Source organism: Microbacterium sp. zg.Y1084 (assembly GCF_024623595.1).
Classification (GTDB): Bacteria; Actinomycetota; Actinomycetes; order Actinomycetales; family Microbacteriaceae; genus Microbacterium; species Microbacterium wangruii.
The window spans coordinates 101501-121199 of sequence record NZ_JANJGV010000004.1; the positions used below are offsets into that span (position 1 = coordinate 101501).

Genomic DNA, 19699 nt, shown 5'->3' on the forward strand with positions numbered 1-19699 from the left:
TATCCCGCGCAGCGGGACACGTCGGCGCATGCCGGGGGTCGGGATGCCGGTGCGGCTTGCTCCCGCCCGGTCAGCGGCGGATCAGTCGGCGCCGAAGTCGAACGACGCCGACTCGGAGGCCTCGTCGACCGCGTCGAGATCGCGGCGGTCGTCTGCGGCGCCGTCGGCGGTGATCTCCTGAGCCCCGCCCTTCTCCAGCGTGCCGACGAGCTCGCCCGTCGCCCCGCCGATGAGGCCCAGGCCGGCGTACTGCTCGAGGCGCGAGCGGGAGTCGGCGATGTCGAGGTTGCGCATCGTGAGCTGCCCGATGCGATCGGTGGGCCCGAAGGCGGAGTCGCCGACGCGCTCCATCGACAGCTTCTCGGGGTGGTACGACAGCGTCGGGCCGGTGGTGTCGAGCACCGTGTAGTCCTCGCCGCGGCGCAGCCGCAGCGTGACCGAGCCGGTCACGGCCGATCCGACCCAGCGCTGGATCGACTCGCGCAGCATCAGCGACTGCGGCTCGAGCCAGCGGCCCTCGTACATCAGCCGGCCGAGGCGCCGGCCCTGCTCGTGGTAGGTGGCGAGGGTGTCCTCGTTGAGGATGGCGTTCACGAGGCGCTCGTAGGCGGTGAACAGCAGGGCCATGCCGGGGGCTTCGTAGATGCCGCGCGACTTCGCCTCGATGATGCGGTTCTCGATCTGGTCGCTCATGCCCAGGCCGTGGCGGCCGCCGATGCGGTTGGCCTCGAACACCAGCTCCACCGGGTCGGCGTACTCGACGCCGTTGAGCGCGACGGGACGACCGGCCTCGAAGGTGACGGTGACGTCCTCGGTGTCGATCTGCACTGCGGGGTCCCAGAAGCGCACGCCCATGATGGGCTCGACGGTCTCGAGCGACACGTTGAGGTGCTCCAGCGTCTTGGCCTCGTGGGTGGCGCCCCAGATGTTGGCATCCGTCGAGTACGCCTTCTCGGCGGAGTCGCGGTAGGGGAAGCCGTGGGCGACGAGCCATTCGCTCATCTCGGTGCGGCCGCCCAGCTCCGTGACGAAGTCGGCGTCGAGCCAGGGCTTGTAGATGCGCAGGCTCGGGTTGGCGAGCAGGCCGTAGCGGTAGAACCGCTCGATGTCGTTGCCCTTGTAGGTGGAGCCGTCGCCCCAGATGTCGACGCCGTCCTCCTTCATGGCGCGCACCAGCAGCGTGCCGGTGACGGCACGGCCCAGCGGCGTGGTGTTGAAGTAGGTGCGCCCGCCGCTGCGGATGTGGAAGGCGCCGCAGGCCAGGGCGACGAGGCCCTCTTCGACCAGCGCCGTCTTGCAGTCGACCAGGCGGGCGACCTCGGCGCCGTACTCGAGGGCGCGGCCGGGGATGGCCTCGATGTCGGTCTCGTCGGGCTGGCCGAGGTCTCCGGTGTAGGTGCAGGGCACGGCGCCCTTGTCACGCATCCAGGCGACGGCGACGGACGTGTCGAGTCCTCCGGAGAAGGCGATGCCGACGCGTTCGCCGACGGGCAGGGACTGAAGGACCTTCGACATGGAGTCCAGTCTACCGAGCGCGGCGATGCCGCCTGAGCCGGGGCGTCAGCCGATGACGACGTCGGTGATGGTCACCGGGGTGGCCGGCGGTCCGTCGGGAGCCCCGCCCTCGGCGCCGCCGGCGGCGATCTGCTGGACGACCTCCAGGCCCGCGGCATCCATCTGTCCGAACACCGTGTAGTTCGGCGGCAGCTGGGTGTCCTCGTAGACGAGGAAGAACTGCGAGCCGTTGGTGTCGGGTCCGGCGTTGGCCATGGCGACGGTGCCGGCGGGATAGGTCTCGGTGCCGTCGAGCTCGTCGGCGTAGCTGTAGCCGGGGCCGCCGCGGCCGGTGCCGCTGGGGTCACCGCACTGCAGCACGAAGATGCCGGAGGTCGTGAGGCGGTGGCAGGTGGAGTCGTCGTAGTAGCCCTGCTCGGCCAGCGCGACGAAGCTGCCCACGGTGCACGGGGTGCGGTCCGCGTCGAGGGTGACGGCGATGGGCCCCGCGGAGGTCTCGAGGGTGGCGGACACGTCGCCCGCGACGGTCGGTTCCGCCGGCGGGGCTTCGACGTCGCGCACGGCGCCGGCGGCCTCGGTGTAGACGCACGTGGCCGCGTCGGCGCCCGCCGTGGGGGTGGGTTCTGCGATGGCGTCGGTGTCGTCGGCGCCCGCGCACCCGGCGAGCACGAGCAGGGAGGCGGCGAGCAGCGGCAGGGCGAGCAGACGGGAGCGCATGGGTCTCAGCGTACGGCGGGGCCGCCGCCCGCTCCACGCCGACGGCCCCGCTCAGGGGTGAGCGGGGCCGTCGGGCGTGCGGAGGAGGCGGGTGTCAGCCCACGACGGGGACGACCAGGCCGCCCCACTGCTCGACCTCGAAGTCGGCGGTCTCCTGCGACGTGAGCAGCTCGTAGAGCGCCTCGATGCGGGGGTCGTCGACGAGGTCGGGGCGGGTCGCCAGCACGTTGTAGTACGGGCTCGACTCGCCCTCGAGCAGGATCGCCTGGTCGCCGGTGAGGCCGGCCGGCAGGGCGAACGAGATGGTGACGAACGCGGCATCCACGTCGGGCAGTGCCTGCGGCAGCGTGGCGTTCTCGATCTCGGTGAAGCGGAAGTCTCGCGGGTTGGCGGTGATGCCGCTGAGGTCGACGACGTCGTCGGTGACCTCGATGAGCCCTTCGTCGGCGAGGAGCTTCAGCGCACGCCCCTCATTGGTGGGGTCGTTCGGGATGGCGATGGTCGCGCCGTCCTCGAGCTCGTCGAGGCTGTCGACCTTGTCGGAGTAGAAGGCGGCACTGGGCAGGTAGGCCTGCCCGACGCTGACGAGATCGGAGCCGGTGGCCTCATTGAAGGTCTCGAGGAACGTGGAGTTCTGGAAGAGGTTCGCGTCGATCGAGCCGTCGGCCAGCGCCGTGTTGGGCGTGTTGTAGTCGGTGAACGGCACGAACTCGATCGTCAGTCCCACCTCGGCGGCGCCGTTCTCGGCGATGTGCTGCAGGATGTCGCCGGCCGGGGTCTGCAGGGCGCCGACCTTGATCGTGCCGAGACCGTCGGATGCCGCGGTGTCGCTGTCGGCGGACGTGCCGCCGGCGCAGGCGGTGAGAACGAGGGCTGCGGCGGCGACGGCTGCCAGCAGCGGGATGCGGGGGGTGCGGGACATGGGGGTGGTTCCTCTCGGGCGTTCAGACGGCGGCGACGCGGGGGCGGCGCGGACGGGACGGACTGCGGCGGGCGAGGCGGCGGGCGCCCCAGCTGGCCAGCGACTGCAGCGCCATGACGATGGCGAAGATGATGACGATGACGGCGACGATGTGGATCCAGCTGTACTGCTGGTAGCCGTAGCGGATCGCGACGTCGCCGAGCCCGCCGCCGGCGACCGTGCCGACCATGGCGGAGAAGTTGATGATCGAGGTGACGGTCGTCGACAGGCCGAGCAGCATCGGGGCTGCGGCCTCGGGCAGCAGCACCTTCGTCACCAGCTCCCAGCGGCTCGCGCCCAGCGACGAGGCGACCTCGAGCAGGCCGGGATCGACCTCCTTGATCGCGATCTCGACCATGCGGGCGAAGAACGGGATCGCCACCATCGACAGCGGGACGATGGCAGCGGTCGGGCCGATGAACGTTCCCACGATGAGGCGCGTGACCGGGATGAGCGCCACCATCAGGATGATGAACGGTACCGAGCGGCCGAGGTTCACCACGAAGTCCAGCAGCCGGTTGACCACGACAGCGGCGGTGCGCGAGCCGAACAGGCGGTCGAGGAATCGTCCTTCCTCGGTGCCGACGAGGACCACACCCAGCGGCAGGCCGACGATCACCGTGACCGCCAGCGCGACCCCGACCATGTACAGCGTCTGACCCGTGGCGACCCACAGGACCTGCAGCAGCTGATCGTTCATACGAGCACGCCTTCCTGAAGCACGTCGACGAGCAGTTCCTGCCCGCGCAGGTCGGCGATGACGGCCGCCGCGGCGGTGGCGGGGATCTCCAAGCGCGTGCGGCCGGCCTGGGTGCCGCCGATCTGCTCGATCAGCGCGCCGAGGATCGACACGTCCACGTCGTGATCGCGGGCCAGGCGCGCGATCACGGGGCGGTCGGCGGTGCCGCCGGCGAAGGTGATGTCGATGACAGTGGCATCCGGCGCCACGGTCGGGGGGATCGGGCCGAGGGGGAACAGCTGGGCGGTCAGTCGCGATGCGGGGGTGCGGATGAGGTCCACCAGCCGCCCGCTTTCGACGACGCGGCCGGCCTCGATGAGGGCGGCCGAGTGGCACACCGCCTTCACGACGTCCATCTCGTGGGTGATCAGCAGCACCGTGAGACCGAGCTCCGCGTTGATCTTGCGGTACAGGTCGAGGATCGACGCGGTGGTCTCGGGGTCGAGGGCGCTGGTGGCTTCGTCGGACAGCAGCACCGACGGGTTGGCGGCGAGGGCGCGGGCGATGCCGACGCGCTGCTGCTGTCCGCCGGAGAGCTCGTGCACCGAGGCGTCGCCGCGGTGGCCGAGGCCGACGAGGTCGAGCATCTCCTGGGCGCGGGCGCGCCGCTGGGCGCGCGGGGTGCCGTCGAGTTCGAGGGCGAGTTCGACGTTGCCGCGCACGCTGCGGCTGCCGAGCAGGTTGAAGCGCTGGAAGACCATGCCGATCCGCCGACGGGCGGCCCGCAGGTCGGCATCGCGCAGCGCGGTCAGCTCGGTTCCGTCGACGGCCACGGTCCCGGCATCCGGGCGCTCGAGCAGGTTGACGATGCGGGCGAGGGTGCTCTTGCCGGCGCCGCTCTGCCCGACGATCCCGAAGACCTCGCCGCTGGGGATCCGCAGCGATACGTCGTCGACCGCGACGAGGTCGCCGAAGCGCTTCGTGACGTGTTCGAGGGTGATCATGCGCTGTCTCCGGCCTTGTCCGAGGCCCGCATCGCCGGGCGGCGGCGAAGGGGCCGGATTCGATCCAATCGGGCGCGGCGGCGGGCCGAAAATCGCGTTACGCCCCGTGTCGGTCCGCTGCCGGCCGGGGGCGCGGCGGTGGGGGTCGATAGGATGGGTTCTCACCGTCCACTAACGGGGGAGCAGCCATGCCAGGCATCGTGATCGTCGGCGTCCAATGGGGAGACGAGGGCAAGGGCAAGGCCACTGACCTCCTCGGGGAGCGCACCGACTGGGTCGTCAAGTTCAACGGCGGCAACAACGCCGGCCACACCGTCGTCATCGGCGACGAGAAGTACGCCCTGCACCTGCTGCCCAGCGGCATCCTGTCACCGGGCGTCAACGCGGTCATCGGCAACGGCGTCGTCGTGGACCTCGAGGTGCTGTTCGCCGAGCTCGAAGCGCTGCAGGCCCGCGGGCTCGACACGTCCCGGCTGCGGGTGAGCGCCAACGCGCACATCATCACCCAGTACCACCGCACCCTCGACAAGGTCACCGAGCGCTTCCTCGGCAAGCGCCAGATCGGCACCACCGGCCGCGGCATCGGGCCGGCATACGCCGACAAGATCAACCGTGTCGGCATCCGCGCGCAGGACCTGTTCGACGAGAACATCCTGCGGCAGAAGGTGGAGGGCGCCCTCGACCAGAAGAACCATCTGCTGGTGAAGGTGTTCAACCGCCGCGCGATCACGGTCGACGAGATCGTCGACGACCTGCTGTCGTATGCCGAGCGGCTGCGCCCCATGGTGAGCGACACCGGTCTGCTGCTGAACAACGCGCTCGACGCGGGCGACGTCGTCGTCTTCGAGGGCGGCCAGGCCACCATGCTCGACGTCGACCACGGCACCTACCCGTTCGTGACGTCGTCGTCGGCGACGGCCGGCGGTGCCGCCACCGGCTCCGGCGTCGGCCCGAACCGTCTGGACCGCATCGTCGGGATCGTGAAGGCCTACACGACGCGCGTGGGGTCGGGTCCGTTCCCCACCGAGCTGTTCGACGAGCAGGGCGAGTGGCTGCGCTCGCGCGGCTTCGAGTTCGGCACCACGACCGGCCGCCCGCGCCGCGTCGGCTGGTACGACGCTCCCATCACCCGGTACGCCACCCGCATCAACGGCATCACCGACCTGGTGCTGACGAAGCTCGACATCCTCACCGGACTCGACCGCATCCCGGTCTGCGTCGCGTACGACGTCGACGGGCGCCGGTTCGACGAGGTGCCGGTGAACCAGTCGGACTTCCACCACGCCAAGCCGGTGCTCGAGTACATGCCGGGCTGGAGCGAGGACATCTCGACCGCCCGCACCTTCGAGGATCTGCCGCAGGCCGCGCAGGACTACGTGCTCGCGCTCGAGGCCATGAGCGGCACGCGCATCTCGGTCATCGGCGTGGGGCCCGCCCGCGACGCGGTGATCGTGCGCCACGACCTCGTCGACTGATGCGGTTCCTCGTCGGCGGGTACACGGCCGACATGCGGGGCGAGGCCCGCGGTGTCGGCGTGCTGCGCGCCGGTGAGGCGGATTCCGCCTCGGCCGGGGGCCCGCTCGCGTTCGAGGGCGAGGCGGTGGATGCCGCCGGGTCGCCGTCGTGGCTCACGTGGCATCCCGCATTTCCCGTCGTCTATGCGGCGATGGAGGGGGCGGGCACCGTGCAGGCGTTCCGTCGCTCGGGCGCCACGGGGCTCGTGCGGCACGGGGCTCCCCTCGCAGTCGGCGAGGCGCCGTGTCATGTGGCGGTCGCGCCCGACGGGTCCTCGCTCATCGCCAGCTGCTGGGGTGATGGACGGGTCGTGCGCGTGCGACTCGACGCCGACGGCCGCCCGGAAGGTGGCGGGGCCATCGCGGCAGCGGCCGCCGCGCGGGATCCGTATGCCGACGGCGGAATGGGCATGGCGCTCGGGGTGCCGCGGGGGACGTCGGCGACACTCGTGCCGGGTGTGCCCGGTGTGCACGGTGTGCCGGGTGCGTCGGCGGATGCCGCGGACGAGGACGAGCAGCGGGATCTGGCCGCTGCGGCGCGCGCGCTGCGCGAGGTCGCCGGGGCGGAGTTCTCGCATCTCGTGCCCGATTATGCGATGCCCGACGACTCGGCGCTCGGCGCGCATGGTCTCGGCGACGTCGCAGGTGCTCGCGGAGCGCTCACCGATGCCGACCGCTCGCCGGAGCGCGAGGGCGAGCCGGGCGGAGAGGCTGCCCGCACGTCGCGCGCGCATCAGGCGCTGTTCCTTCCGCGGGGAGTGCTGGCTGCGACCGACATGGGGCTCGACCTCGTGCGGTTCTGGCGTGCGACCGAGGGTGGCGGGTCGCGGGCGCTGCCCGACGTGGTGCTGCCTCGGGGCAGTGGGCCGCGCCACATGGTCTGGCATCCGAGCGGTCACCTCTATGTCGTCACCGAGCTGTCGCGAGAGGTGTTCGTGCTCGCCCCCGACGCCTCGGGTGCGTGGCGTCTTGTGTCGGGCGGGCCGTTGTCGCCGGCAACCCTGGCCTCGGATACCGCGGCCGAGGTCTGCCTCTCGCGGGATGGGCAGTTCGTGTACGCGGGCGTCCGTGGGAGTGACACCCTCGCCGTGCTGCGCGTGCGCGGCGACGGGTCGGAGCTCGTGCCGGTCGCCCTCGCGGATGCCGGCGTTGCCGGTCCCCGCCATCACACCATCGTGCTCGACACGCTGCTCGTGGCCGGGCAGGCGTCGGGCGAGGTCGCCGGGCTGACGCTCGATGTGCGCACGGGGGTGCCCGGCCGGGCGCGGGTGCGCACGGCGGTGCCGACGCCGACCTGTCTCGTGCCCCTGCGCTGACGCTCGATCACTCTCCGCCCGCCCCCCGCGCCCGCCGCCCGCGCCCGCCGCCCGCCGCCCGCCGCCCGCGCGCGGCGCCGGTGCTCGCTGCGCCCGAAAGGTCGAGCATCGCTCGATTTCTCATGTGAGTTCCCGCCCACACATGTCGGGTGGACCCGCGCCGGCGCGGGTCTGGCGAGGGTCGCTCTCGGTGCACTGCGGCGCGCCGCAGATGGGGGGCGTCGCTGTCCCCGACGCCGTGCATGCCCGACCACTGCCGAACTCACGGACGACGCGACGGAGCACGCCCGTCGTGGTCATGTGAGTTCCTGCTCACACGCATGTTGGCGACGCGAGCAGGCTGTCGACAGGCGCCAGCATCGTGTGAGCGGCAACTCACATGAGAAATCGAGACGATGTCTGCGGTCCGCGGTCCGCGGTCTGCGGTCTGCGGTCTGCGGTCTGCGGGCGGTGGGCGGGAGCGGGAGGCGGCGCGGGCGCTATTGGAGCTTCGCGTCCTGCCGCGGGATCCACACCTGTTTGATGATCAGCAGGATCGACGCCGTCACGGGGATCGCGATGAGGGCGCCGAGCAGGCCCAGCAGCGTCCCGCCGACCAGCGCGCCGATGACCACGAGCGCCCCCGGCACCGAGATCGCCCGATTCATGACACGCGGGGTGAGGACATATGCTTCGATCTGCATGTAGAGGAGATAGCCGATTCCGAAGACCAAGGCCGCCAGCGGGCTCGAGAACAGGGCGAGCCCCGTCGCGAGCACCCAGTAGGCCACGGGTCCCACGAGCGGGATGATCGTGAGGAAGAACGCGATGACGGTCATCAGCGCCGGGAACGGCAGCCCGAGCAACAGGTGCAGGATCAGCGCCACGACCGAATTGAAGAACGCCAGGATCACCATGCCCATCAGGTAGGCGCCGATCGACTCGGTGATCTCGTCGGTCAGGCCGGCCACCTTGCTGCGGCTGCGTGCGGGGGTGAGTCGCACGAACGACCGCTTCATCGTGTCGAGCGAGGCGAGGAAGTACAGCGACAGCACCAGCACGATCACGACGCCCGAGATCGTCGTGGCGATCGAGACCCCGACCTGCAGCACCCCGCCGCCGATGGAAGCGAGGTTGGACGGGTTCGTGATGAAGTTCTGCACGTCGGTGACGAGCGTGCCGATCTGGTCGCTGAATCGAGCCGTGAGCCACGCGTAGACGTCGGACTTCTGGAAGTCGGAGAACAGTGAGGGCACGCTGTCGACGAACTGCTTCACCTGAGAGGCGACGGTCGGGATGACCACCCACAGCAGGCCCGCGATGACCAGCGCGAACCCGGCGAACACGATGACGATGCCCCAGGCGCGCGGCACCTTGCGGTGCTCCAGCCACCTCACGATCGGGTTGAGGCCCAGAGCCGCGAACAGCGCGAAGGCGACGTAGATGAGAATCGTCGACAGGTTCGAGATCGCCAACCCCAGCAGGAACGCCGTGAGGCCGCCCAGGGTGAGGAGGAACCCGAGCGCGAAGGGGCTCGACACGTTCATCGAGCGCCGCCCCGGGTCTGCGTCGGCGCGTGGCGTGACCGCGCTGTTCGCGACGGGCGGGTTGGCGGGGGCGTCGCTCATGGGGACACTCTAGGGGCGGTCGACCGGTCGTGGCAGGGGACGCCCGGTGCCACGCTGCGGGGCCGGCGCTGCCCCGCCGGTAGGGTCGAACGAGGAGGATGCCATGACCGACGAAGACCCCACGACGACGCTGACGCGCCTGCGCAGCAGCATCGACAACATCGACGCCGCACTCATCTTCATGCTCGCCGAGCGCTTCCGCTGCACGAAGCAGGTCGGCATCCTCAAGGCCGAGCATGGGATGCCGGCATCCGACCCCTCCCGCGAGGAGCAGCAGGTCGCCCGGCTGCGCCGCCTGGCCGAAGAGGCCGACCTCGACCCCGAGTTCGCCCAGAAGTGGTTCACGTTCGTCGTGGCCGAGGTCATCCGCCACCACGCCGCCGCCGCCGACGAGCGGTGATCGCAGCCGGCCGCGACGGGCGCCGGAACGGCGAACGCCCCGAGCCGAAGCCCGGGGCGTCCGACGCGCCGATCAAGCGTCAAGGCACCGCGCGGCGAAGCGTGCGCCAGGAGATCACGGCCAGCACCGCGATGAGGGCGACGCCCCACAGGGCCAGCCCCAGCGCCCCCTGCGCGACGAACCACTCGGCGAACGCGCCCCAGGACTGCGTCTGCGTGATCAGCCAGGCCAGGGCCACCAGCGCGAGAGCCAGTGCGACCAGCACCACGGTGAGCCACAGGTTGCCGAACCGCTTGTAGATCGTCGCGCCCCAGAAGCCACACACGAAGAACAGCAGCGCCAGCACGAAGAACACGAACCCCGCGGCGAGAGGTCCCGCCTCCCACACCCACGGCAGGTAGAAGAAGTACCCGTTCATGCCCCACCCGTCGGTGGCCTGCTCGAGCAGCCCGCCGACCACGAACACCAGACCCAGCAGAGCGGAGGTGAGCACCGCGGTGAGCACGGTGCCGGCGTAGAACTCCCGCCGGGTCACACTCATCGCCTGCGAGAACGGGAACGTGAGGGTCAGAGCCTGAATGCCGACCACCCCGAAGTACCACAGCGGCGCCTGCGCGCCACCCCCGTACTTCGGGCCTGCCACACCGGCGTACTCCAGGATCCCGTAGATGGCCAGCGTGATCACCAGGGAGCCCGCCAGCACAAGGAGCGGCACCCAGATGTAGGTCAGCCGGTTCACCAGCTGCATCCGGACGACATTGATGGTGCGGCTCATTGCAGTGCTCCTTCGTCGATCGGCGTCGACGCCGATGCCGCCGTATCCGCGGCGTGCTGGGTGACGCGCACGATCAGCTGCTGCAGCGACACGGCGCCCACATCCAGCCCCTGTGCTGCCAGAGCCGCACGCTCGGCGTCGGTGAGGGTGCCGAGCACCGTGACACTCGACACGCGGCCCAGGCTCTCCCGGTGGATCACCTCGCGGCCCGCGACGAACGCCTCGACCGCTGCCGTGTTCCCCACGATCGTGGCCGCACGGTCGCGCACGGCGTCAGTCGACTCGTCCATGATGATCCTGCCTCGATCGATCACCAGCACCCGCTCGATCAGATTCGCCACCTCGTCGATCAGATGGCTGGACAGGATCACCGTGCGCGGGTGCTCGGTGTAGTCCTCGAGCAGCCGGTCGTAGAAGATCTGGCGCGCGACGGCATCCAGGCCCAGGTAGGGCTCGTCGAAGAACGTGATCTCCGCACGCGCGGCGAGCCCGATGATCACTCCGACGGCGGAAAGCTGACCGCGGGAGAGCTTCTTGATCCGCGTCTTCAGCGGCAGCTGGAAGTCCTCGATGAGGCGCTCGGCGAACTCCTGGTCCCAGTTCGGGAAGAACAGGCGGGCGGTGTCGAACGCGTGCTTGGGCAGCGCGTCGTCGGGGTACTTCTGGCCCTCACGGACGAAGCACATGCGCTGCAGGACGCCCGCGTTCTCGTAGGGATCCTCGCCGAAGATGCGCACCTCGCCGGACGTGGCGAAGTTCTGCGCGGTGAGGATCGACATGACCGTCGTCTTGCCCGCGCCGTTGCGGCCGAGGAGACCGTAGATGGTGTCCTTCTCAATCTCGAAGCTCACGTCGTCTACCGCGAGTGTCTCGCGGTAGCGCTTCGTGAGGTTCTGCACCTCGATGACGGGAGTCATCGTGCCGTCCCTTCTCCTGTGGTGGTGTACCTGCGCTGGATGAGCGCGGTGAGGTCGTCGGCGCCGAGGCCCAGAGCGCGGGCTTCGGCCAGCAGCGGATCGATGTAGCGGTCGGCGAAGGCCGCGCGGCGCTCGCCGCGCAACTGCTCGCGCGCCCCCGGGGCGACGAACATGCCGATGCCGCGGCGCTTGTAGAGCACGCCCTTGTCCACGAGCATGTTCACTCCTTTCGCCGCCGTGGCGGGGTTGATGCGGTGGAACGCAGCGAGCTCATTGGTCGATGGCACCTGGCCCTCTTCCGGAAGGCTGCCGTCGACGATGGCATCCTCGATGCTCTCGGCGATCTGCAGGAAGATGGCCCTGCCGTCTTCGATCACGGTGCTCCGTCCGCTGGTTCATTACTTGACTAATTAACCATGCAACGGGTGAGCGGCCAATGTCAAGCCCTTCTGTGAGGCGGTTTTGCGAACGCTGTGGACGCCCCGATACGGTGGAGGAGGACCATGAGGTCCGCGAGACCAGTCCGCGGTCGCCCCCCTTCGCCCGATCGGGACGGGCGAGCGTATGGTCGGCGGTCTGGGCCGCGCACCCGATGTGCGCGTCGCCGGAGCGCCTCGGTCGGTCGCCAGACGGCGGCGCGAGCCCGGGGTGCCGATGACCGTCACCCGGGCGTGACCGATGCGGCCGCGTGCGGCCGCCGAGGTGACCACGTGACCGCTGCTGCCCCCGCTGTCGAAGCGAAGAACCTGTTCAAGGTGTTCGGCCGCAACCCGAAGGATGCCGTCAAGCGGCTGCGTGCGGGACAGAGCCGCACCGACGTGGCCGACGCCGGAACCGCCGCGGTCATCGACGCGAGCTTCACCGTGCAGCCGGGCGAGATCTTCGTGATCATGGGCCTGTCCGGCTCCGGCAAGTCCACGATCATCCGCATGCTCAACGGCCTGCTGGAGCCGACCGCCGGCGAGGTGCTCGTGCAGGGGCGCAGCGTCACCGGCGCATCGGCCGGGGAGCTGCGCGGCATCCGCCGGCAGTCGATCTCGATGGTGTTCCAGCACTTCGCGCTGCTGCCGCACCGCACCGTGATCGACAACGCCGCCTACGCGCTCGAGATTCAGGGGGTCGCCAAAGCCGAGCGGCGTCGCCGCGCGCAGGAGATCCTCGACAAGGTCGGCCTCGCCGACCGCGCCGAGGCCATGCCCGACGAGCTGTCGGGCGGCATGCGGCAGCGCGTGGGCCTCGCCCGCGCCCTCACCGCCGGCACCGACATCCTGCTGATGGACGAGGCGTTCTCGGCCCTGGACCCGCTCATCCGGCGTGAGATGCAGGAGCAGCTGGTCGAGCTGCAGCGCGAGCTCGGCCGCACGATCGTCTTCATCACCCACGACCTCAACGAGGCGATGTTCCTCGGCGACCGCATCGCCGTCATGCGCGATGGGCGCATCGTGCAGAACGGCACGCCGGAGGAGATCCTGACCGACCCCGCGAACGACTACGTCGCGCAATTCGTGCAGGACGTCGACCGTGCCCGGGTGCTCACGGCATCCGCCGTCATGGAGCCCGCGCACGCCACCACGCCCCTCAGCGCCGGACTGCGCGGCGCGCTGCGCTCGCTGCGCGAACTGCAGGCCGGATCCGTGTTCGTGACCGAGAACCGGCGGCTGCTCGGCGTCGTCAGCGATCGCCGCGTGATCCGGGCGATCAAGGCCGGCGAAACCGACCTGCGCGCGATCGTCGACGCCTCGGTGCCGACCGTCTCGCCCGACGACCCCCTGACCGACGTCGTCGAACGCGCTGTCGAGACCACCGTGCCGGTGCCCGTCGTCGACGACGCCGGGCGCCTGGTGGGCCTCATCCCGCGTGTGACGCTGCTGGCCGCGCTGGGTAACGTGCCGGCGACGACCCAGGCGCTGCCGGTCATCGAGCCCGCCCCGTCGGTGCCGCAGGCCGACCTCGTGGCCTCGCTGGCCGAGCTGGGCCAGGCCGAAGCGGATGCCGCGGCGGAGGCCGATGCCGCCGACCTCGCCGCCGCGGCGAAGGGGGCAGACCGATGATCGACCTGCGCCTTCCCCTCGGCGAGATCGCCGAGACCTTCGTCCGCTGGCTCATCGACACGTTCGGGTGGCTCTTCAACGGGCTGCGCTCCCTGTTCCTCGCCGTCTACGACGCGCTGGAGTGGACGCTGCAGACCCCGCCGTTCTGGGCTGTGATCATCGTGCTGGCGGCGCTCGCCTTCTGGGCGAAGGGCCCGTGGCTGGCCGCCGGCACCACCGTGGGGCTGCTCGTCATCGTCGGCGTCGACCAGTGGGACAACGCGATGCAGTCGCTCGCCCTCGTCATCGTCGCGTCGGTGATCGCGCTGGCCCTCGGCATACCGCTGGGCATCTGGGCCGCCCGCAGCGACACGGTCTCGACCGTGGTGCGACCGGTGCTGGACTTCCTGCAGACCATGCCCGCGTTCGTGTACCTCATCCCCGCGCTCATGCTCTTCCGCGTCGGCGTCGTGCCCGGCATCGTCGCGACGATCCTGTTCGCCCTCGCCCCCGGCGTGCGTCTGACCGAGCTCGGCATCCGCGGCGTCGACCGCGAGGTCGTCGAGGCCGGCCATGCCTTCGGCGCGTCGCCCGGCCGCATCCTGCGGCAGATTCAGCTGCCCCTGGCGCTGCCGAGCATCATGGCCGGCGTCAACCAGGTGATCATGCTGAGCCTGTCGATGGTGGTCATCGCCGGCATGGTCGGCGCGCGCGGCCTGGGCGGCGACGTGGTGCAGAGCCTGCAGAAGATCGACATCGCCCTCGGCGTCGAAGCCGGACTCTCGGTCGTGATCATCGCGATGATCCTCGACCGCATGACCTCCGCCCTCGCCGTGCGCGGCTCGAGCCGAGGCGCGCGCACCGCGCGCACGCGGCGGCCGCTGGCCGCGGCATCCGCCTGACGCCGCCGGGCCCTGGGCCCATCCGGCCCTGAGACTTGCGAGCTCATCACTCGCGGGGGGCGCGGAGACTCCGTGCCCGACCACAACGACCGCTTCGCGCACAGCATGCGAAGGGAGAGGAAGTCACGATGACCAAGAGAAACACGATCCTGGGGGCGCTCGCGCTCACGTCGGCCGCGGCCCTGACGCTCACCGGCTGCGCCGGCGGGTCCGACAGCACCGGCTCCGAAGGGGATGCCGCAGCAGACCGCCCCATCACGATCGCCGTCTTCAACGGCTGGGACGAGGGCATCGCCGCGTCCGAGCTGTGGAAGGCCGTGCTCGAGGAGCAGGGCTATGAGGTCGAGCTGGAGTACGCCGACCCCGCCGCCGTGTACAACGGCATCGCCAGCGGCGACTACGACGTGACGCTGGACACCTGGCTGCCGCTGACCCACGCCGACTACATCGAGGAGTACGGCGATGACATGGTCGACCTCGGCGCCTGGAACACCGAGGCGAAGCTGACCTTCGCCGTCAACGAGGACGCGCCGATCGACTCGATCGAGGAGCTCGCCGACAACGCCGACCTGTTCGGCAGCACGATCTACGGCATCGAGTCGGGCTCGGGTCTGGCGACCGTCACCGACTCGGCCGTCATCCCCGGGTACGGGCTCGAGGGCTTCGACCACGTGACGTCGTCGACCCCGGCCATGCTGACCGAGCTCGACACCGCGACGCGGGCGGGCGAGAACATCCTCGTGACGCTGTGGCGTCCGCACTGGGCGTACGACGCCTTCCCGATCAAGGACCTCGAGGACCCGAAGGGCCTGCTCGGCGACGCCGAGGGCATCCACTCCTTCGCGTCGACGTCGTTCGAGCAGGACTTCCCCGAGGTGTTCGCGTGGCTGAGCGCCTTCGAGATGGACAGCGAGACGCTGTACTCCCTCGAGAACGTGATGTTCAACGAGAACGACAGCGACGACTACGAGTCGATCGTCGCCGACTGGATGGCGGCGAACGAGGAGTACGTCTCCTCTCTCACCACGGAGTGAGCACCCGTGGCGCGCATCCTTTCACGGGGGTGCGCGCCACGATCACTCATGGGGCGTCGGGGGCGGGGGTGGAGCCGCGCGGGAGTTCCAGCGAGACCTTCGTCTTCAGCACGTCGATCGCCTCGTCCGACAGCGCGATCAAGCCGTTGAGCTCCTCGCGCACCCGCTTGTAGGCCGTCTGCCGTTCGGACGAGCTCGCGGCCTGATCCACCGCCACCGACAGCAGCTGCTGCGCCGTCGCGAGCCGCTTGCGCTCCCCTTCGGTGAACGAGGAGTCCCGCACCCGCCGCGCCTCGCGTTCGGCCAGGTCGAAGGCGACCTCGAACTCCGTCACCGCCGCGCGGTACTCGTTCAGCTCCTCCGCCGTGACCTTCGCCTTCGCCGACGGCGGCCGCAGCCGGTCGGCGGTCTTCTTCGCCCGCAGGAACGCCGCGGTCATCGGCTCCCGCCCGTCGCTCATCGTGGGAAACGCGATGAGCTTGGCCACATCGAGTTCGTACTCCAGCCACCGCTGCGTCACCGCGTCGTGCGCGGCGAAGAGCTGCTCCACCTGGCTCGGCTCGGGTGCCGGGCGCATGATCGCGGTGGGGACGGATGCCGTCGCCACCGGCCGCGCCCGCGCCGCGGCCTGCGCAGCCTTCAGCTCGCTCTTGGCGCGCAGCACCTCGAGCCGTCGCTTGTGCCGGCGCTTCGCCGCTTGCTCCCAGGCACGCCCGAGGCCGCCGAACACGCCCGCGAGCGGAAAGGCCAGCCACCAGTAGTTGCCGAGGAAGCGGAACAGTTCGTCCACGGTGTCATGCTAGCGGGGCGTTTCGCCGCCCGACGCCGGCCGCTCCCCTCCCGGAGAAGGGCGAGGGCTGCGGGAGGGCACCGGCCAGACCGGTGCCGAGCGCGATGCCGGAGCACCCGGGGTCGCACCATGAGTCGCGCCGGTCGCGCCGGTCGCGCCGACGGCCGGCCGCGTGCCCGATCCGGTCACCCCGGGTGCCGCCGACCGACCGCCGACCCCGGGCAGGTTCGCCCGCGCGGCCCGCTGCGCATCGCGCTCGGCGGTCGCGAACGCCGCCTCCAGCGCCCGCACCGCGCGGCGATAGGCCACGAACGTCTCCGGGCTCATCCGGTCCCGCGCCGACGCCGGCCGCAGCGCATGGGCGTCGCGCTGCGCCTGCAGAAAGGCGAGGGTGTACGGATGCCGGGACTCGAGCATCTGCGGGAACGCGAGCGCCCGCGCGGCATCCGTCTCGTACTCCAGCCAGCGCGCAGTGACCGCGTCATGCTCGGCCATGAGCCGCTCGAGAGGCAGCGGGGCTGACCGCCCGGCGGCGCTGTACCCTGCCCGCACCGCCTTGACCCTGCTGCGGCTGGCACGCAGCTCCAGCATCGCCTGCTTCTCGGCCCGCTTGGCGGCCTGCAGCGCGCGACGGGCCTCGGACATCGGCGACAGCGACGCGATCCCGTCCCGCGCCTTCGCGCTCAGCACATCGGCCTGGGCTGCCCGGACGCGGGCGCGTGCCGCCTGCCGCGCGCGGAAAGCCAGCAGCTCCTCATGGCGTGCGGCGTCGAGCTCCAGCCGCCGCGCCCGCCGCCGGCCGGTCGTCAGCGCGCCGTAGCCGATTGCTCCCGCGCCTGCGGCGGCAGGGGCGATCCACCACCACGACTCCATGACCAGGAGGACGGACTCCATCACGCCATGCTAGTCGCCGTGCCAGACGGTGCGCCGAGCGCCCTGCTCAGCCGAAGAGCAGGGCGATGACGGTCGATCCGCCGCCGACGAGGATCAGCGCGCCGATCACGATCCACGCCACGATCTTCATGCGGCGCTGACGGCCCTGGCCGAACGAGCCGTAGTCGTCGTCGCTCATGCCCGGTCCTCCGTCGCCGTCGCCGCGGCCGGCTCGGCCACCGTCGCACCGAAGAGGGCCGGCAGCGTCGCCTGCGATACCGCGCGCAGGTCGCTCGCCGTCACGGTGAACACATCCTGCACCTCGAGGGCCGGCTCGTCGCCGTCGCCGGGGGCGTCGGTCACGCCGATGCGCAGCACCGGGTAGCCCCGGCCGTCGCACAGGCCGCGGAACTTCACGTCGTCCTCACGCGGCACGGTCACCACGACGCGGCCGGTCGACTCGGAGAACAGCGCGGTCGCGGCATCCACCCCGTCGCGCTCCATGATCTCCCGCAGCCACACGCGGGCGCCGACGCCGAAGCGCATGACGCCCTCGGCGAGCGTCTGGGCGAGACCGCCGCCCGAGACGTCGTGGGCGCTGGAGACCAGCGACTGCAGGGATGCCGCGTGCAGCAGGTCGGCCAGGCGCTTCTCGGCGGCGAGGTCGACCTTCGGCGGACGGCCGCCCAGGTGCCCGTGGATCGTGCCCGCCCACTGCGAGCCGCTCAGCTCGGTGGCGGTGACGCCGAGGAGGTAGATGTTCTCGCCGGCATCCTGCCAGCCGCTCGGGATGCGCCGGGCGACGTCGTCGATGATGCCGAGCACGCCCACGACCGGGGTCGGGTAGATGGGGGTGTCGCCGGTCTGGTTGTAAAACGACACGTTGCCGCCGGTGACGGGCACGCCGAGCTCGAGGCAGGCGTCGGAGAGCCCGTCGACGGTCTGCGAGAACTGCCACATGACCTCGGGGTTCTCGGGGCTGCCGAAGTTGAGGCAATCGGTCACCGCGGTGGGAACGGCGCCGGTGACGGCGACGTTGCGGTACGCCTCGGCGAGGGCGAGCTTCGCGCCTTCGTAGGGGTCGAGCTGGCAGAAGCGGCTGTTGCAGTCGGTGGCGATGGCGAAGCCCAGGCCCGACTCCTCATCGACGCGGATCATGCCGGCGTCGTCGGGGAAGCTCAGCGCGGTGTTGCCCATCACGTAGTAGTCGTACTGGTTGGTCACCCACGACGTGTCGGCGAGGTTGGGGCTCGCGACGAGCGTCAGGAACTGCCGGCGCAGCTCTTCGGGGTCGTCGGTGCGCGGCAGGGCCGAGGCGGAGTCTTCGCGGAGCGCGTCGATCCAGGTGGGGTAGGCCACGGGGCGGTCGTAGACGGGCCCGTCGACGGCGACCGTCGAGGGATCGACGTTGACGATCTCCTCGCCGTGCCAGAAGATCTGCAGCCGGCCGTCGCCGGTGACCTCGCCCAGCACGCTGGTCTCCACGTCCCACTTGCCCGTGACGGCGAGGAACGCGTCGAGCTTCTCCGGCGCGACGATCGCCATCATGCGCTCCTGGCTCTCGCTCATGAGGATCTCCTCGGGCGTGAGCGTGGGGTCGCGCAGCAGCACGTTCTCCAGATCCACGCGCATGCCCGACCCGCCGTTGGCGGCCAGCTCGCTCGTGGCGCAGGAGATGCCGGCGGCGCCGAGGTCCTGGATCGCCTCGACGAGCTCGCCCCGGTACAGCTCCAGGCAGCACTCGATGAGCACCTTCTCGGCGAAGGGGTCGCCGACCTGCACCGCGGGGCGCTTGGTGGGTCCGCCGTCGGCGAAGGTGTCGGATGCCAGGATCGAGGCTCCGCCGATGCCGTCACCGCCGGTGCGGGCGCCGAAGAGCACGACCTTGTTGCCGGGGCCGGACGCGTTGGCGAGCTTGAGGTCCTCGTGGCGCAGCACGCCGACGGCGAGGGCGTTCACGAGGGGGTTGCCCTGGTAGACGGCGTCGAAGACCGTCTCGCCGCCGATGTTCGGCAGGCCCAGGCAGTTGCCGTAGAACGAGATGCCCGACACGACGCCGTGCACGACACGGGCGGTGTCGGGGTTCTCGACGGCGCCGAAGCGCAGCTGGTCCATGACGGCGACCGGCCGCGCGCCCATCGAGATGATGTCGCGCACGATGCCGCCGACGCCGGTGGCGGCGCCCTGGAAGGGCTCGATGTAGCTGGGGTGGTTGTGGGACTCGACCTTGAAGGTCACCGCCCAGCCTTCGCCCACGTCGACGACGCCGGCGTTCTGACCCATGCCCACCATGAGGCGGGTCTTCATCTCGTCGGAGACCTTCTCGCCGAAGCGGCGCAGGTAGATCTTGCTCGACTTGTAGGAGCAGTGCTCGCTCCACATGACGGAGTACATCGCCAGCTCGCCCGAGGTGGGGCGGCGGCCGAGGATCTCGCGGATCTTCGCGTACTCGTCGGGCTTCAGCCCGAGAGCGGCGTACGGCTGCTCCCTGTCGGGGGTGGCGACCGCGTTCTCGACGGTATCGGCGACAGAGGTCGAAGAGGGCGTGGTCACGCGGCTGGACTCCAGAAGACGAGGGGATGCCGGACGGGGTCCATCCTAGTCTCCCGGTGCTTTTCCCCGGTGCCCATCGCAGCCCCCTACCCGGGCTCTGCGTAGCGTGAAG

General features: G+C 70.7%; 19 protein-coding genes. 6 read left to right on the forward strand and 13 right to left on the reverse strand.

What is annotated here, in order from left to right; genetic code table 11:
* Positions 1–81 precede the first annotated feature (81 nt).
* The 5 genes from argG to NQ165_RS08615 form a co-directional block, all read right to left on the reverse strand.
* Positions 82–1515, reverse strand: a complete 1434-nt coding sequence (gene argG / locus NQ165_RS08595) for an argininosuccinate synthase (RefSeq protein WP_257532611.1) — start codon at positions 1513–1515, stop codon at positions 82–84.
* A gap of 45 nt (positions 1516–1560) precedes the next feature.
* Entirely contained in the window at positions 1561–2232 is a 672-nt protein-coding gene (locus NQ165_RS08600; RefSeq protein ID WP_257532613.1) for a peptidylprolyl isomerase, read from the reverse strand.
* Between the two features lie 94 nt (positions 2233–2326).
* Positions 2327–3154 carry a MetQ/NlpA family ABC transporter substrate-binding protein gene (locus NQ165_RS08605; protein ID WP_257532615.1) on the reverse strand — a complete coding sequence of 276 codons (828 nt, stop codon included), beginning with the start codon at positions 3152–3154 and terminating at the stop codon, positions 2327–2329.
* A 22-nt stretch (positions 3155–3176) separates the two neighbouring features.
* Positions 3177–3893 carry a methionine ABC transporter permease gene (locus NQ165_RS08610; RefSeq protein WP_257532617.1) on the reverse strand — a complete coding sequence of 239 codons (717 nt, stop codon included), beginning with the start codon at positions 3891–3893 and terminating at the stop codon, positions 3177–3179.
* Positions 3890–4876 carry a methionine ABC transporter ATP-binding protein gene (locus tag NQ165_RS08615; RefSeq protein WP_257532619.1) on the reverse strand — a complete coding sequence of 329 codons (987 nt, stop codon included), beginning with the start codon at positions 4874–4876 and terminating at the stop codon, positions 3890–3892. Before NQ165_RS08615 ends, NQ165_RS08610 begins: the two co-directional genes overlap by 4 nt.
* Positions 4877–5064: 188 nt before the next feature.
* Between NQ165_RS08615 and NQ165_RS08620 the strand changes: the two genes are divergently transcribed.
* Positions 5065–6351 (forward strand): adenylosuccinate synthase, encoded by a 1287-nt coding sequence (locus tag NQ165_RS08620; protein ID WP_257532621.1) that lies wholly within the window; start codon positions 5065–5067, stop codon positions 6349–6351.
* The gene (locus NQ165_RS08625) at positions 6351–7706 is read left to right on the forward strand and encodes a lactonase family protein (RefSeq protein WP_257532623.1); all 1356 of its coding nucleotides are present in this window, start codon (positions 6351–6353) and stop codon (positions 7704–7706) included. The genes NQ165_RS08620 and NQ165_RS08625 overlap by 1 nt, the downstream gene beginning before the upstream one ends.
* Positions 7707–8185: 479 nt before the next feature.
* On the opposite strand, the gene NQ165_RS08630 is transcribed toward NQ165_RS08625, so the two are convergent.
* The gene (locus tag NQ165_RS08630; protein ID WP_306816617.1) at positions 8186–9313 is read right to left on the reverse strand and encodes an AI-2E family transporter; all 1128 of its coding nucleotides are present in this window, start codon (positions 9311–9313) and stop codon (positions 8186–8188) included.
* Positions 9314–9416: 103 nt separating this feature from the next.
* Here NQ165_RS08630 and NQ165_RS08635 point away from each other — a divergent pair, with 103 nt between their 5' ends.
* A complete protein-coding gene (locus tag NQ165_RS08635) occupies positions 9417–9713 on the forward strand; it encodes a chorismate mutase (RefSeq protein WP_257532624.1) in 297 nt (98 codons plus the stop codon).
* A gap of 79 nt (positions 9714–9792) precedes the next feature.
* On the opposite strand, the gene NQ165_RS08640 is transcribed toward NQ165_RS08635, so the two are convergent.
* The 3 genes from NQ165_RS08640 to NQ165_RS08650 are packed head-to-tail and all read right to left on the reverse strand — an operon-like array spanning position 9793 to position 11782.
* The gene (locus NQ165_RS08640; RefSeq protein ID WP_257532626.1) at positions 9793–10488 is read right to left on the reverse strand and encodes a hypothetical protein; all 696 of its coding nucleotides are present in this window, start codon (positions 10486–10488) and stop codon (positions 9793–9795) included.
* Positions 10485–11405 (reverse strand): ABC transporter ATP-binding protein, encoded by a 921-nt coding sequence (locus NQ165_RS08645; RefSeq protein ID WP_257532628.1) that lies wholly within the window; start codon positions 11403–11405, stop codon positions 10485–10487. The genes NQ165_RS08640 and NQ165_RS08645 overlap by 4 nt, the downstream gene beginning before the upstream one ends.
* Entirely contained in the window at positions 11402–11782 is a 381-nt protein-coding gene (locus tag NQ165_RS08650) for a GntR family transcriptional regulator (protein ID WP_257532629.1), read from the reverse strand. Before NQ165_RS08650 ends, NQ165_RS08645 begins: the two co-directional genes overlap by 4 nt.
* 333 nt (positions 11783–12115) lie before the next feature.
* Here NQ165_RS08650 and NQ165_RS08655 point away from each other — a divergent pair, with 333 nt between their 5' ends.
* From NQ165_RS08655 to NQ165_RS08665, 3 genes are all read left to right on the forward strand, one after another.
* Positions 12116–13456 (forward strand): glycine betaine/L-proline ABC transporter ATP-binding protein, encoded by a 1341-nt coding sequence (locus tag NQ165_RS08655; protein ID WP_257532631.1) that lies wholly within the window; start codon positions 12116–12118, stop codon positions 13454–13456.
* Positions 13453–14337 carry a proline/glycine betaine ABC transporter permease gene (locus tag NQ165_RS08660; RefSeq protein WP_257532633.1) on the forward strand — a complete coding sequence of 295 codons (885 nt, stop codon included), beginning with the start codon at positions 13453–13455 and terminating at the stop codon, positions 14335–14337. The genes NQ165_RS08655 and NQ165_RS08660 overlap by 4 nt, the downstream gene beginning before the upstream one ends.
* 128 nt (positions 14338–14465) lie before the next feature.
* Positions 14466–15371, forward strand: a complete 906-nt coding sequence (locus tag NQ165_RS08665; protein WP_257532635.1) for a glycine betaine ABC transporter substrate-binding protein — start codon at positions 14466–14468, stop codon at positions 15369–15371.
* 46 nt (positions 15372–15417) lie between these two features.
* Here the strand turns inward: NQ165_RS08665 and NQ165_RS08670 are convergent, their stop codons facing one another.
* Genes NQ165_RS08670 through purL form a run of 4 tightly spaced genes read right to left on the reverse strand, consistent with a single transcriptional unit; the run spans position 15418 to position 19587 of the window.
* Positions 15418–16161 carry a hypothetical protein gene (locus tag NQ165_RS08670; RefSeq protein WP_257532638.1) on the reverse strand — a complete coding sequence of 248 codons (744 nt, stop codon included), beginning with the start codon at positions 16159–16161 and terminating at the stop codon, positions 15418–15420.
* A 9-nt stretch (positions 16162–16170) separates the two neighbouring features.
* Complete coding sequence (locus tag NQ165_RS08675) at positions 16171–17055, reverse strand: hypothetical protein (RefSeq protein WP_257532639.1); 885 nt, start codon at positions 17053–17055, stop codon at positions 16171–16173.
* A gap of 46 nt (positions 17056–17101) precedes the next feature.
* A complete protein-coding gene (locus NQ165_RS08680) occupies positions 17102–17233 on the reverse strand; it encodes a hypothetical protein (protein WP_257532640.1) in 132 nt (43 codons plus the stop codon).
* Positions 17230–19587 (reverse strand): phosphoribosylformylglycinamidine synthase subunit PurL, encoded by a 2358-nt coding sequence (purL, locus tag NQ165_RS08685; RefSeq protein ID WP_257532643.1) that lies wholly within the window; start codon positions 19585–19587, stop codon positions 17230–17232. Before purL ends, NQ165_RS08680 begins: the two co-directional genes overlap by 4 nt.
* Between the last annotated feature and the right edge of the window lie 112 nt (positions 19588–19699).